General features: G+C 48.4%; 12 protein-coding genes and 1 pseudogene. 2 read left to right on the top strand and 11 right to left on the bottom strand.

The genetic code is table 11. The features are described 5' to 3' along the window. Positions 1-10: 10 nt before the first annotated feature. From cyoD to L6J37_RS06070, 5 genes are all read right to left on the bottom strand, one after another. Positions 11-322, bottom strand: coding sequence for a cytochrome o ubiquinol oxidase subunit IV (cyoD, locus tag L6J37_RS06050; protein ID WP_120510650.1), 312 nt, complete (start codon positions 320-322; stop codon positions 11-13). Next, on the bottom strand, positions 322-927 hold the full coding sequence (gene cyoC, locus L6J37_RS06055; protein WP_237794506.1) for a cytochrome o ubiquinol oxidase subunit III: 606 nt from the start codon (positions 925-927) through the stop codon (positions 322-324). Before cyoC ends, cyoD begins: the two co-directional genes overlap by 1 nt. Next, complete coding sequence (gene cyoB, locus L6J37_RS06060; protein ID WP_237794508.1) at positions 917-2,947, bottom strand: cytochrome o ubiquinol oxidase subunit I; 2,031 nt, start codon at positions 2,945-2,947, stop codon at positions 917-919. Before cyoB ends, cyoC begins: the two co-directional genes overlap by 11 nt. An 8-nt stretch (positions 2,948-2,955) precedes the next feature. After that, on the bottom strand, positions 2,956-3,855 hold the full coding sequence (cyoA, locus tag L6J37_RS06065; protein ID WP_237794510.1) for a ubiquinol oxidase subunit II: 900 nt from the start codon (positions 3,853-3,855) through the stop codon (positions 2,956-2,958). A gap of 536 nt (positions 3,856-4,391) precedes the next feature. Continuing rightward, complete coding sequence (locus tag L6J37_RS06070; RefSeq protein WP_218384807.1) at positions 4,392-5,150, bottom strand: sulfite exporter TauE/SafE family protein; 759 nt, start codon at positions 5,148-5,150, stop codon at positions 4,392-4,394. Between the two features lie 405 nt (positions 5,151-5,555). On the opposite strand from L6J37_RS06070, the pseudogene L6J37_RS06075 reads away from it, so the two are divergent. Both L6J37_RS06075 and L6J37_RS06080 read left to right on the top strand, forming a co-directional pair. Further along, a pseudogene (locus L6J37_RS06075) lies at positions 5,556-7,868 on the top strand (chitinase C-terminal domain-containing protein); the annotation flags it as partial. 467 nt (positions 7,869-8,335) lie between these two features. Beyond that, a complete protein-coding gene (locus tag L6J37_RS06080; RefSeq protein WP_192016506.1) occupies positions 8,336-8,983 on the top strand; it encodes a murein L,D-transpeptidase catalytic domain family protein in 648 nt (215 codons plus the stop codon). Positions 8,984-9,324: 341 nt separating this feature from the next. Here L6J37_RS06080 and ald read toward each other — a convergent pair whose 3' ends face one another. The 6 genes from ald to L6J37_RS06110 all read right to left on the bottom strand — a co-directional run bounded on the left by ald (position 9,325) and on the right by L6J37_RS06110 (position 14,977). Then, a complete protein-coding gene (ald, locus tag L6J37_RS06085; protein ID WP_237794512.1) occupies positions 9,325-10,440 on the bottom strand; it encodes an alanine dehydrogenase in 1,116 nt (371 codons plus the stop codon). Between the two features lie 446 nt (positions 10,441-10,886). Then, positions 10,887-11,153 (bottom strand): hypothetical protein, encoded by a 267-nt coding sequence (locus L6J37_RS06090; protein WP_192016504.1) that lies wholly within the window; start codon positions 11,151-11,153, stop codon positions 10,887-10,889. A gap of 315 nt (positions 11,154-11,468) precedes the next feature. Further along, the gene (locus tag L6J37_RS06095) at positions 11,469-11,726 is read right to left on the bottom strand and encodes a bacteriocin immunity protein (protein ID WP_218384710.1); all 258 of its coding nucleotides are present in this window, start codon (positions 11,724-11,726) and stop codon (positions 11,469-11,471) included. Continuing rightward, the gene (locus L6J37_RS06100; RefSeq protein WP_237794514.1) at positions 11,707-12,819 is read right to left on the bottom strand and encodes an S-type pyocin domain-containing protein; all 1,113 of its coding nucleotides are present in this window, start codon (positions 12,817-12,819) and stop codon (positions 11,707-11,709) included. The genes L6J37_RS06095 and L6J37_RS06100 overlap by 20 nt, the downstream gene beginning before the upstream one ends. Positions 12,820-13,161: 342 nt before the next feature. Further along, positions 13,162-13,773: a 2OG-Fe(II) oxygenase gene (locus tag L6J37_RS06105; RefSeq protein WP_237794516.1), complete on the bottom strand. Its 612-nt coding sequence runs from the start codon at positions 13,771-13,773 to the stop codon at positions 13,162-13,164. 142 nt (positions 13,774-13,915) lie between these two features. Then, positions 13,916-14,977, bottom strand: coding sequence for a lipase family alpha/beta hydrolase (locus L6J37_RS06110; RefSeq protein ID WP_192016501.1), 1,062 nt, complete (start codon positions 14,975-14,977; stop codon positions 13,916-13,918). Positions 14,978-15,102 lie beyond the last annotated feature (125 nt).

The raw sequence follows: 15,102 nt of genomic DNA on the forward strand, positions 1-15,102 counted from the left end.
GTCATCCGAATTACAGCAGCATGTTTTCGTGCAGATTGACCATGATCCAGACTGAACCCGCAATCAGAATCAGGACGATAACCGCCGTAAACACAAAGGACATTGAGTTCCACATGCCTTTCTCTGAGCGATCCAGATGCAGGAAATACACCAAATGGACCACCAGCTGAACCACAGCACAGGCCACCAGGATCATGACGGTGGTTGTGGTAGGCAGACTTTTGGTCGCCGCAAAGTAGAAAGGAATAATGGTCAGGATTAATGACGCAATGAATCCTTTGATGTAATCACCGTAACCGGTTTGATGCGGTTGATTCGCCATTACAATACTCCCAACAGGTAGACTATGGTAAACACGCAGATCCACACGATATCCAGGAAGTGCCAGAACAGGCTCAGACACTGGAAACGGGTTTCCATCATCTCGTTCAGGCCTTTGGTATTGAGCTGAATCATGCACACCACCATCCAGATCAGCCCGGCAGTAACGTGCAGACCGTGAGTCGCCACCAGGGTAAAGAAGGAAGACAGGAACGCGCTGCGATCCGGGCCAAAGCCCTCTTCAATCAGGTGGTGGAACTCGTACACTTCCATCGCCACAAAGCCGAAGCCCAGCAGGAAGGTCACGTACATCCAACGCTTCAGACCACCAATGTCTTTGCGTTTCATCGCAATCATACCGAAGCCAAAGGTGATACTACTGAACAGCAGCATCATAGTTTCGGTAAACACAAACGGCAGCTCGAAGATGTCTTTTCCACTCGGACCGCCCGCCGTATTGCTAAACAATACGGCGTAGGTAGCAAACAGCGTTGCGAACAGAATGCAGTCGCTCATCAGGTAAATCCAGAAGCCCAGCAGCTTGGTTTCACCTATGTCGTGATGGTGTTCGTCGTGCTCGTGATGATCGACAGCATTAGTTTGCATATTCGACCTCCATCTCATCTTCGTCGTCGTTATTGGTGGCAGGTTTAGTGCTTGCGCCTGCAACACGGGCTTTATGTGCGTCTTCGATCGCTGTCACTTCTTCAACCGTCACGTAGTAATCCACGTCTTCGTTGAAGCTGTGCTTGATCCAAGTGCCTATCATGCCGACCACACCGATAGCGACAAGCCACCAGATGTACCAGATCAGGCCGAAGCCGAACACCAGTGCGTACGCTGAAATAATCACACCTGCACCGGTATTTTTCGGCATGTGGATGGGTTGATAATCACTCGACTGATGGGTTTCACCACGTTCTTTCTGATACCAGTGCGCATCCAGCTCATTGCCTTCAGGCAAATGGGCAAAGTTGTAGAACGGCGGTGGAGACGATGTCGCCCATTCCAGGGTACGGCCATCCCAGGGGTCGCCGGTCACATCACGCAGTGCTTCACGGTCACGGAAAGTCACGTACAGCTGCATGATCTGGCACATAATGCCGCACAGAATCAGCACTGCTCCGAAGGCGGCAATCGCCAGCATCGGGAAGTACTGAGGTTCAATGTGCTGACTCAGACGACGGGTCATACCCATGAAGCCCAGAATATAGAGCGGCATAAAGGCCACGAAGAAACCGGTAATCCAGAACCAGAAGGCACGTTTACCCCATTTCTCATCCAGCATGTAGCCGGTGGCTTTCGGGAACCAGTACGCAAAGCCGGCAAAGCAGCCGAATACCACACCGCCGATAATCACGTTATGGAAGTGTGCAATCAGGAACAGACTGTTATGCAGTACAAAGTTCGCGGCTGGTACCGCCAGCAGTACGCCTGTCATACCACCTATGGTAAAGGTGACCATGAAACCGACAGTCCACAGCATAGGCGTGGTGAACTTAATGCGGCCACGGTACATAGTGAACAGCCAGTTGAAGATCTTCACACCGGTTGGTATGGAGATAACCATAGTGGCGATACCGAAGAAGGCATTCACGTTCGCGCCGGCACCCATAGTGAAGAAGTGGTGCAGCCAGACCACGAAGGCCAGAATGGTGATCACAACCGTCGCCCACACCAGCGAGGTGTAGCCAAACAGTTTCTTACGCGAGAAAGTCGCGACCACTTCTGAGAACACACCGAATACCGGCAGCACCAGAATGTAGACTTCAGGGTGACCCCAGGCCCAAATCAGGTTGACGTACATCATCATGTCGCCGCCCATGTCATTGGTGAAGAAGTGCGTACCCAGGTAACGGTCCAGCGTCAGCAGTGCAATGGTCACTGTCAGAATCGGGAACGAAATAATGATCAGTACGTTGGCACACAGTGAAGCCCAGGTAAAAACAGGCATTTTCATCAGTGGCATTGACGGTGTACGCAGGCGCATGATCGTCGTAAAGAAGTTAACGCCTGATAACGTGGTACCGATACCGGATATCTGGAGTGCCCATATCCAGTAGTCTACCCCTACCCCGGGACTGTATTCCTTGCCCGACAGCGGCGGATAAGCCAGCCAGCCTGTTTGCGCGAACTCACCGACAAACAGCGACAGGTTGATCAGCACTACACCCACCACGAACAACCAGAAGCTCAGGGAGTTCAGGAACGGGAAAGCAACGTCACGCGCACCGATCTGCAACGGGATAATAATGTTCATCAAACCAATGATGAAAGGCATCGCCATGAAGAAAATCATGATTACGCCATGCGCAGAGAAAATCTGATCGTAGTGATGAGGCGGAAGATAGCCGGTTTCACCCGCGGCAGACAGCACTTGCTGACTACGCATCATGATGGCATCGGCAAAACCGCGCATCATCATGACAAAGGCGACGATGATATACATCACACCGATTTTTTTGTGATCGACAGTAGTGAACCACTCTGTCCAGAGGTAACGCCATTTACCCAGGTAGGTAATACCGCCTACCAGAGCCGCGCCGCCCAGCATTATGATCGCCATCGTTACCATGAGAATTGGCTCATGGAACGGTATGGCGTCCAGTGTTAATCGTCCAAACATAATATGTCCTAGAATGTTTGCTCAGTGGAATTTGATGGCGTGATTGTGCACATCAGCGAGCCTTCGAATTGATTCAGTATGGTTGTCAGCATGCTTGAAGGCACATTGGAGTAGTAACTCACTGGTGCATTCTCACTTGGCTCCGCAATGGTCTCGAAGTCCTTCAGCGTGACCAGTTTGTTGCTTGACGCCTGCGCTTTCTGCACCCACTCATCAAAACTTGCCTGATCTGGCATCGCCAGTGCTTTGAACTTCATGCCAGAGAAACCATGGCCGCTGTAGCTCGCTGAAATACCATCGTAAACACCCGCTTCATCAGCAATCAGATGGACCTTGGTCAGCATCCCTGCCATGGCGTAAATCTGGCTGCCCAGCTGTGGAATGAAGAAGGAATTCATCACGCTGTTGGACGTCACACGAAACTCAACCGGCACATCTTTCGGGAAGGCCACTTCGTTGATCGTTGCAATGTGCTGATCCGGATAGATAAACAGCCATTTCCAATCCAGCGAAACCACTTCAATGGTCATTGGTTTTACTGAACTTTCGATTGGCTTTCTTGGATCCAGCGCGTGAGTAGACTGCCAGGTAATAGTGCCCAAAATGGCGATGATAATAATTGGCACAGTCCAGACAACCAGTTCAATTTTGGTTGAATGAGCCCACTCTGGCGTATACTTTTCACCCGTATTCGATTCACGATATTTAAATGAAAAATAGAAGGTCATCAGAATAACGGGAATAACGACAACCAACATCAGTAGTACCGATGTGATTATCAAATCTTTTTCTGCAGCACCAATTTGTCCCTTGGGATCAAGCAGCGCAAATTGACATCCTGAAAGGAAGAGGCTTATAAAAAATACAAACCCACCCGACAAGATGTTCTTATATCTTGAGGTTTTCATGTTCTCTCTCAGCTTTTTGGGCAAAAGTCGTCACCAACAGCTAGTAGCACTTTTTAATGACTACATGAGTTATTATTTTGATCTGAATCATTGTATTTCACGTAAAATCAAGTTGTTATATGTCACTATTAACAATAATCAATCACTTTTGTGCTCGTGAAAGCGCTAACTGATTCACCAAACAGTTTACACATACTCACTTGATTTCACTCATGGTTACACCCCCTCACATTTTGTTACAACTGAAATATTTTGCCACTTTCGCTGTTAAGTTAACACTCACTAAAAATGAAACTTTAGATCTAGCATTTGGAATCATGGCCAAATTATGACCATAAAGACAAAAAGCCCGCCATTAACCATATTATTTACATGGCTAATAGCGGGCTTTCATTATGAAGGAAAAAATATATTTAGTGAGCTGCTCTAACAATGGCAGAAGAACAGCACAATATTTATTTAGGCAAAAAGTAACACACGATAAATGTTAATTAAATTAACAAAATTACAGTAATAATTTAATTATTTACTGCGGATTAGTTCAGCATCGCAGCAATACAGCCGCACAATGTCATTAAAAACAAAAACCATTTCAACGTTTTTGCGGTGGCTTTAATGGCAAACTTCACCGCCAGATGGGTGCCAGCGATAGTCCCGGCCGCCAGTATCAGACCCGGCATCCAGAGCACCAGACCTTCGTAGATAAACAAACCAAGGGCAACCACAGTAAACATCAGGGTGCATAACATTTTTAATGCATTCGCCCGTACCAGGTCATATCGCAAGGTACCCGCCAGCGCAGCAAGCAACACAAAACCTACCCCCGCCTGAACAAAACCGCCATAAAAGCCAGCCAGTCCTAATCCCCACCAGGAGCTGGGCGTATCTGCCACTTTTCGCGCTAGGCTGCCTGGTTCAGGAGCCACCACTGCAGGCTTGACCAAAATGATGAATGCCATTAACAGCATGGTGCCCAGCAGCAAGGGCTTTATCCACTCGGGTGGCGCGTATGCCGCCGCCCCAGCACCAACCAGGCCACCGATCAATGTCGGTATCATGATAGGGCCGGTATCACTTAACTCTAATTTTCCATGCCGTTTGAAGCCCAGCACTGCAGTCACAGCCTGTAAAACGACACCCAGCCGATTTGTCGCATTCGCCACTTCTGCTGGCATGCCCATCACCATCAAGGCTGGCAAGGTTAAATTTGATCCGCCTCCTGCCAGGGTGTTGATAATGCCGGCAAGGAACCCAGTACCTATGAGCAATGCGGCGTGGAATAAGGTGATATCCATCTCTGATCCTGAAAGTAATTCCAAAGCCCCACTTTATACTCTATAGGCTGCACAGGTGTACAGGTGGCAGTGTACTAATCTATTGATTAACCGATTTATTTCATAAACACAATTAAGTACACCATTTGGTTGTCAACGCAAAATAATGACGAAAATGTTACAGATAATCACTTTATTAATGTGATATTAGATCAATATTTTAACAAAAAACCTCGGAGTTCCGGTGGAAAACCTATAGTAATTTTACGGCTAAACATAAGCCTGTTACTTATTTTATCGTTTGATTTTTTCACTGAGGAACCATTAATGCTAAAGCTAAATATGAAGCGCAAGCGTGCTAAGCAGGGCTTCGCTCTCGCGACTCTCAGCGCAGCCTGTATGCTGAGCTTTCAGGCCCAGGCAGCCGCTAACTGCCGCCCGGACGGCTTGTATCAAACACCGGGTGTGACTGTGCCTTATTGTACTGTGTACGATCAGGATGGCCGCGAAAAAATGGGCGTAGACCACCCGCGCCGCGTTATCGGCTACTTCACCAGCTGGCGCAGCGGTAACGACCCGCAAAGCAGCTACTTGGTCAATGATATTCCCTGGGACAGCCTGACTCATATTAACTACGCCTTCGTCAGTATCGGCTCTGACGGCAAAGTAAACATCGGTAATGTCAATAACCCGGACAACCCTGCGGTCGGCAAAGAATGGCCGGGCGTTGAGATAGACCCGGCACTCGGCTTTAAAGGCCACTTTGGGGCGCTGGCAACAGCCAAAGCTCAGCATGGTGTTAAGACACTGATTTCCATCGGAGGATGGGCGGAAACCGGGGGTCATTTTGATGACAACGGCAACCGTGTTGCTGACGGCGGCTTTTATACCATGACAACCAATGCAGACGGCAGTATCAATCATCAGGGAATTCAGACTTTTGCTGACTCAGCCGTGGCTATGATGCGCCAGTACAAATTTGACGGTCTGGACATCGACTACGAATACCCCACCAGTATGCAAGGTGCAGGTAACCCGGATGACTTCGCTTACTCTGATGCAATGCGTCCTCATTTAATGAAGTCTTACCATGAACTGATGAAAGTACTGCGTGAAAAACTGGATCAGGCCAGTGCGCAAGACGGCCACCACTATATGCTGACCATTGCCGCACCTTCATCCGGGTACCTGCTGCGCGGTATGGAAACCATGTCGGTCACTAAGTACCTCGACTATGTCAACATCATGAGCTATGACCTGCACGGTGCATGGAACGACTACGTAGGTCACAACGCATCACTGTTTGACAGCGGCCTGGATGCGGAGCTGGAAGCCGGTAACGTATACGGTACAGCTCAGTACAAAAAAACCGGTTATCTGAATACTGACTGGGCTTACCATTATTTCCGCGGCTCAATGCCTGCGGGACGGATCAACATTGGTGTGCCTTATTACACCCGTGGCTGGCAAGGCGTCACAGGCGGAACCAACGGACTTTGGGGTAAAGCGGCGCTGCCTAATCAGAGCGATTGCCCAACCGGTACCGGTGCTGGTACCAGTAATTGCGGTTATGGTGCCATCGGTATCGATAATATGTGGCACGACAAAGACGCCAACGGCAATGAAATGGGCGCCGGCTCTAACCCTATGTGGCATGCCATGAACCTGGCAAACGGTGTTTACGGCAGCTATACCGCAGCCTATGGCTTAGATCCGGTTAACGATCCTCAGGACGCGCTGACTGGTACCTATACCCGCCACTACGACAGTGTCTCTGTCGCCCCCTGGCTGTGGAACGCAGACAAAAAAGTCTTCCTGTCGACCGAAGATAAAGAATCGATCAACACCAAGGCAGACTATGTGATTGAACAGGGTATCGGCGGTATCATGTTCTGGGAACTGGCCGGTGACTACAGCTGTTACAACCTGGATGCCAACGGTAACCGCACCACAGTGGATCCTACTGAAAACGCCTGTAAAACAGGCAACGGTGAATACCACATGGGCGACACCATGACCAAGGCCATTCATAACAAGTTTGCCACTGCGACACCTTATGGCAATACCCTTGCCGAAGGCGCGATCCCGACAGAAGCTGTCAATATCGACGTGTCTGTCACCGGATTCAAGGTGGGCGATCAGAACTACCCGCTCAACCCGACAATGACGTTAACCAATAAAACAGGTCAGACTCTGCCTGGCGGCACCGAGTTCCAGTTCGACATTCCAACCTCAACACCGGATAACATGTCGGATCAATCAGGAGCCAATCTGCAGGTCATTTCCTCTGGCCACACCCGAGGCGACAACATTGGCGGCCTGGACGGCAACTTCCACCGTGTCGCATTCACTCTGCCAAGCTGGAAGCAGTTGGGTAACAATGAAAGCTTTGAGCTGACCCTGAACTACTTCCTGCCGATTTCCGGCCCGGCGAACTACAGCGTACGAGTCAACAATGCTGACTATGCACTGGCATTCGAACAGCCTGACTTACCGATTGCAGACTTAAGCAATGGCGGCGGCGACAATGGTGGCGGTGATGGCAATAATGGCGACTGTGTAACCACAGGTGTGAATACCTACCCTAACTGGCCGCAAACTGACTGGGCAGGTAATCCAAGCCACGCTGGTACCGGTGACAAAATTATCTACAACGGCGTTGTTTACCAGGCTAAATGGTGGACGAATTCAGTGCCGGGCAGCGACGGCAGTTGGGATACCGTTTGTACGGTTCAATAACAAAACCATGAGTCATTATTACGTTGTTTACCAAAGCGGGCACTCAGCCCGCTTTTTCATGCACTGAGATTGTTCATTTTTTAACCCCAAAATTTATTTCCTGTGATTAAAATGCGATATCAAGCTCAAAATACGAACAAACCGTTAAATGAATGATTATTTGATGTTTTTGATATGCCCTCATTATTTTTCTTTTCTAAAACAGAAGATTAATAGTGTCAGACCTGGCTATTTACTGAAAATGTAAAAAAAACTGACATGTTGAGATTAATTTTCGATTAAACAATGTTCATATTCTAATGCACTGTTTTATATTGATAAATATATAATCATATAAAATTTAAATACTTTGATGATGGGATAATTTTAACTTAACCCTTTCAATGCAAGGGCTAAAAAAATTCAAATCCTATGGTAGAGTCCTATCGTCACTGGCACAAACTAATTAAAAGAGTGTAAACAAGGAAATGAAACAAGCCATCTACCTATTCATTCTGCTGTTTTGTTATTTACCACAGTATGCATCAGCAAGCACAATTAAGGGACCACTTTCACAACAAACTCAAAATCCTGAAGTCATTGTCAAATATGTATATGAACAGGCGGGTTTGAAAGGAAAGTTAGACTTCGAAGTATTTAAAAATGGTTATAATGCTTATTACAATACCAAGGCACGAAAAAAGCAATTACTGACTATTATTGACTACAGCAAGCCATCTACTGAAAAGCGTTTTTTTGTTATCGACCTGAAACGGAATAAACTGCTATATCACACTTACGTGACACACGGTGTCAACAGTGGCGGTGTGGTTGCAAAGCACTTTTCGAACATCGTCAATTCGCGCCAAACCTCGCTGGGTACTTTTCTGACAGATACGACCTACTTCGGGGGCAATGGCTATTCACTGCGTCTTGACGGACTGACAAAAGGCCTTAATGACAATGCGCGCCGCCGTTATATTGTTGTTCACGGCGCTCCCTATGCGTCTGAAGATTTCATTCAACGCCACGGTTATTTAGGCCGTAGCTGGGGCTGCCCTGCTCTTCCGGCAAATCTTTCTAAGAAAATCATCGACACCATTAAAGGTGGCAGCGTCATATACGCTCGAGCGTAATGTCACCTGACTGATTAATTTTATTTCTTGCCCTTATGTTCTCATAAGGGCTTTTTGTTTTGTCAGAGTAATATCAAATTAAAATCTGGTATTCAGAGTTGTTAGGATGGTCTCATTTTCGTTGACTATTGCATTTTATATGACCGGCTTTGCAGACACACAGGACAGATTTAATTGACTTCACTCCGAGAATTTAAACCCTGTCATTCACCTTTAATAATCCGGTGATTCACAGCCAGAGATTATCCACTATCAGTCATCGTAATTTCGTTCACTTTACTTGGGCATAAAAAATCCCTGCCGAAGCAGGGATATAAATACTATCGTCAAGTTCAGCCTTATCAGGCCAGCGCTTTATCAGCCTCGACGAATGGCAGATCCAAGGCTGTTGATACTTCGTGACAGGTAATCTGACCGCGGTAAACGTTCAAGCCGTTCAGCAGGTGTTTGTCTTCCTGCAGCGCCGCTTTATACCCTTTGTTGGCCAGTTTCAGGATATATGGCAATGTCACATTATTCAGGGCAAAGGTAGAAGTGCGGGCAACGGCGCCAGGCATGTTGGCAACACAATAGTGAACAACATCATCAACGATGAAAGTCGGTTCGCTGTGCGTCGTAGCATGAGAGGTTTCAACACAACCGCCCTGATCGATAGCAACATCCACAATGGCAGAGCCAGGTTTCATCTTCTTCACTATCTCAGCCGTTACCAGCTTAGGCGCGGCAGCGCCTGCCACCAGCACACCACCGATAACCAGATCAGCCTCCAGTACATGCTTTTCAATCGCGTCCTTGGTTGAATACACGCACTGAACCTTACCTTCAAACTGTGCATCCAGTTTACGCAGCACATCAATGCTACGATCCAGAACAACAACATTAGCACGCAGGCCGACAGCCATCTGAGCGGCGTTCGCACCCACAACACCACCGCCGATAATCACCACTTTCGCAGGCTCAACACCTGGAACACCAGCCAGCAGCATACCGCTGCCGCCGCGAGATTTTTCCAGCGCAAAAGCACCCGCCTGAATCGACATACGACCAGCCACTTCAGACATAGGTGCCAGAAGAGGCAAGCGGCCGAAATCATCAGTAACGGTTTCGTAGGCAATACATACCGCTTTACTGTCCACCAGATCTTTGGTCTGCTCTGGATCCGGTGCCAGGTGCAGATAGGTAAACAGAATCTGACCTTCGCGCAGCATGGCACGCTCTACTGCCTGAGGTTCTTTAACCTTCACAATCATTTCAGCTTCTGCAAACACATCAGCGGCGGTCGGCAGAATTTTTGCACCGGCGTCAATGTAGTCCTGATCGCTGAAACCAATACCTACACCAGCTTGCGTTTCAACATACACAGTGTGGCCATGGGCAACCGCTTCGTTGACAGAAGCAGGCACCATGCCTACGCGGTATTCATGAACTTTAATTTCCTTTGGTACACCAATAATCATTGTAAGTTTCCTTGCTGCTTGTCAGAGGTTGTGAAAACAATAATGGAATACATTTGAAATGTGTCACCGTTTTTTAACCTAAAAGCAACAAATGAAACCAGCCACAAGAGATTTAGCAGCACATCACTCTGTTTATGACGATCATCACACTACAAAAGGTCAAGAAAACACCAATAATTAGACCTTGACACTAGTTTCAAGCCAATTTATCAGGCTTTAAGTCTAAATATTAAGGTCGTTTAAGCATTTTTGACTTTACTGATCTTCTTCATTAGCTAAATAAATGCAGAGATACTGACAGTTTCGTTTCAGCCATATAAAATGCTGGTTTTTACCCAGCAGTCTCGCTGTTTAGGGAGATTTATCACTGCAGATAAGAATTTCAGCGGGGATAAATAAAAACGCCACCCTGAGGTGGCGCGGACAATCCGACAGAAAGTGCAATATCAGTCTTCAATTTCCCAATCCATGTCGGGTAAGGCATCAAGATTCTCTGAATAGCGTTTCAGATTAAACTCACCGTCATTTTTCACCACATCAAACACTTCAATAGACAACGCACAAGCAATCATCTCAATGGCTTCTTCCCTTGGTGTCCCTGTCATCACGAGGCGCATCAACGTTTCTTTTACTTTAATCGGATTGCCTTCAGCCAGTTGATTTTCAACCGTTTCAACCAGCATTTCACCTGTCATGATCTCATCATCTTGCATACTGCCTGCCCTTCTTAACGCTTTATCAGTAAGATTTCTCCCAATCTTACCGTAGCCGAACAAGTAACACTAATTCGGCTGCTGCAGTGAGACCGAATAACTTATCTAAACTTTGTCCAGTCCGACATAACGCACCGGAATGCGGGTGTCATCCATGTGATACGCGCGAACCTGCGGGTAAAATTCGCCCGGTGCCGGGTCGGTCAGGCGGATGCGGTTTAAATGAAGGGAGACATTTGCCAGTAAATCGGGCTGAGGGGAGAATTACACGCCACAATCAATGGAATTCACCAATTGTGGCGTGCAGTACGATGATTATTCAGATTTGAAGCAGGGTAAACCTTGCTCGGCATACCAGCGTTTTAATTCGTTAATCACTGCTTGAGGCGAGTCTTCAATTCCACATTTGGTTGGATAGAACAACAAATCACACCCTTTTGGATGACGAACATGCTCTTCAAAAAAGTCCGCCAGTGTGTCGACGTCTTCCTCTTCGGCTTCAATGGTCTGCTCCAGAATTTCGAAGAACTCAGCTTCTGTGTAGTCCTGCAAGCTATTTTTCATTGTTAACATTGAGTCTCCCCTTAGTGCCATGGATCTCCCCCCAATGCAGGCGAGGTGTCACCACTCTTAGATTGTCCAGGTCATATACCGTCCCGCCGTGCTGGATTTGCTCGACGTGGTGCAACGAAAATTTCTTTAATTTTTTTTCTTTTCCAGGCGCTCCCCAGTGAAACTCTTTTTCTGTAGCTGGCGCATTACCTTTGCGTATGAGTGCCTGGTTACGACGATTAAACTGACTCATCAGCTGCGGATCTTTAGCCACCTCCAGCCAGAACGCAGACTGGAGTTCGGAAAACCGGTTGAACTTTTGCCCTCGCAAGGCAGTGGCGATGTGAGTAGGAATATACTGCCCCTGACCTTCATTGGCCGCCTTGCCCAGCCAGTAACCATCTTCCCACGGTACATCTTTTCCTTTACCTGTGACAACACCCGGTTGATTACGCCTGTCTTCTTTGTAAACAAGATAAATTGGCTCAATCCCTGAATCGACAGGAAACACCAGGATCGCATCGCTCCAGTGTGCTTCTTCTGCGGCAGGATAGGTTTCAACCGTCGGGGTTGGAATATCTGATATCGGTGTAGTATGAATATCACCCGTCTCAAAACCGTTGTCATGATCCGGTGTCAGCTGCCACTCTGGCTTACCCTCTTCATTCGGCGTCCAGGTAATATGCGGGCCGTTTTCCTCCAGCGCAACGGAGTAGCTGTTGGTCTTTTTATCCAGTCCGACATAACGCACCGGAATGCGGGTGTCATCCATGTGATACGCACGAACCTGCGGATAAGATTCGCCCGGCGCCGGGTCGGTCAGGCGGATGCGGATCCGGCTTTGCACGCTTTCCAGGTTGTGCAGTTCTTCTTCGGTGTGCTGGGTGTCGTCATCGTGCCAGATTTTACGCTGCATCATCAGCACTGAGGTAATGCCGCCTGAGGTCATCAGCCGATAGTCGTCCAGCACACTGCCGAGTTTACCGGTCAGCCTGATGAGAGCGTTAGCGGCATCCTTATTGGCCGAACTGAGTGCCTTGTTGCCAACCGCGCCGCCAGCACTGCTCGCAAGTGCTGTGCTGGTGCAATGACTCTGCCGAACAGGACAGATCAAAACTGTACTCGAACTGTGCCACTGGCTCCGGGTCTTCCCCTGCCGGCGGCGGAGGTGCAAGGGTGGAGTAATCCTCAAGGGGCGCATAAGACGCCCTGGGATATCTTTTTTTCACTGAATCGTCATCCGCACTCACAATGCCCCCTTAACAAAAAAGCAGCTACATCAAACATTTTGCGCAAGATTTTACCACTGGGAAGCGGTTGCGGTGTGACGGTTTTTGAGGGGGTTTGTCAGTGAAAATAACAGGTTGTTGGTTGCGAACTACCGGTTTCGGGCGTGGAAATGAAAGACGGCTGACCCTATACGTTGACCCTTGCAGGGCGCATGATCATTCTACAATTACACCGCGATATCCAGACTGCCTGCGCTCACGCCATTGAGCCGAAACCAACCCGCAATACTGAAACGCGGGCGATGTGCTGGCAGCACCTCATGAGGAAAATCTTCAGATAGAAACATCACCAGACGCCCGCCTTTAGGCACCAGCTTTGTCAGAAAGCTCTCATCATTATTGTAAATAACCAGCTCTCCGCCATCCGTTTCCTGCCAGTCTTGATCATTCATATACAACACAGTCGTAAGAATACGGTTGGCTTTGCCACGAAAACTATCACGATGCTTTTTATAAAAATCCCCCTGCTCGTACTTGGCAAAATGCGCCTCGTATTCAAACAGCCCCAGGTAAAGGTAGCGATTAGCCGCCTGTCGGATCACTTCCATCTTATCCAGATAGTGATAAACCGGCTGGCCCATCTCTTCTTTCAGCCAATGAATCTTATCGCTTCGGATAGACGCCACATGCGCATGGGCATCCTGACGCCCAATGCCAGCTTGTGACCATTCAGAGGGTAAGCATTGCAACAATGCAGATATTTCGTTTGCAGAAAGAAAATCGTCCCACACACACCAACCCTGCGTGTGCAGGCTATCAAGCATAGTGTCGAGATCCATGCGATGAGTCCGTATTAGCCTAGCGTTGAAGCTTTATAGACACTCACCTCGCGAGTCACAAATCATTGGTTGAATGGGAAAGATAAAAAAAACTTATGGATAAATTTTACAGTTTCTCACCATAAAATAATCTGCTTGATGGTTATCCGCTATTTGCCAGAACCCACTGCTCTATTCTTCTGGCAACGAAAGGATGTGTGAGCAATCCCATATGATTCACACTGCCAACGACACACTGATTAACGGCCGGAAAACCCACTGCCAGCTGCTGTTCATCCCCTTCCCCCAACGCACTCGCGACCGGCACCAGGCCATCGCCGATACGGCGGCTTCTTTCATCCTGTATATGTTTGCTCAGACAGCTGGCAACAGCGTAACAGGCCACGCCCTCAGGTAAGGGAGGACGAAGCGGGTAAGGCGGCGGTGGCTCACGTTGCCAGTCGGAATGGCAGATGGTTCCCAGACTGAGATCTTTACTGCCGGCGCTGCGCAGCCGGGTCAGGTTAACCACAGATTGCAGGTAAGGCACAGCCGCAATCCGTGTTTCAGCCCAGCTGGCCAATTTTGCCAGAGGCGCACCGTTATGCGGGGTGCCCAGGGTAATCAGTGTGGTGAGCTGATTTATCCAGCTCACCTGATGTCTGCTGGCATAAAAGCATGCACTCCTGCTGACCAGTCCCCCCATACTGTGGGCAATAATGACAATCTCCTGTACCGGACAAGGCCACGCAGCAATCAACTGCTCTAACAATAAAGCGAAATCTTCACCATTGGATGAAATGTGACGCCCGGTGTTGTAACGCAGATAAACGGGTGTATAGCCAAACTTCGCCAAATTTCGCCCATGATCATGGGGCTTACGTTGCCATTGGCTGTCATTCATACACCAGCCATGCACACAAATCACAATCCGGGACTGCGGCAGCGACAATTGCCCGGCCAGCGTAATAGGATCCAGGCTCAGTGGCTGCATACCGCTGCTGAATGCCATTTTCTGTGCTAACCGGCTTTTGCGCTCTTCAAGCGAATCCCCCATCACACCGTTCATTGTGGCGATCACCAGATCGCTGGGCACAGGCGGCAAGCCGGTTTCAACAAACTCCCCCAAACCTGCCCGCCATTGATTCGCGTTGACAAGAGCTCGATCTGACAGATCGCTTAACAGCAACTGAAGTGTTCGGTTAATCCGTCGCTTTAATACCATACTCACACCTTTACATCAGATCTCAGATCAGGCCAACCGCTGGTCACCACCATGCAATGCTGCGTCTCACGACAGATCAAGGTTCTGGTATGTCGCCAGTCATATCTAAGAATAGGATAGGGTCC

This window comes from Photobacterium sp. WH77, assembly GCF_022014395.1.
GTDB classification, from domain to species: domain Bacteria; phylum Pseudomonadota; class Gammaproteobacteria; order Enterobacterales; family Vibrionaceae; genus Photobacterium; species Photobacterium arenosum.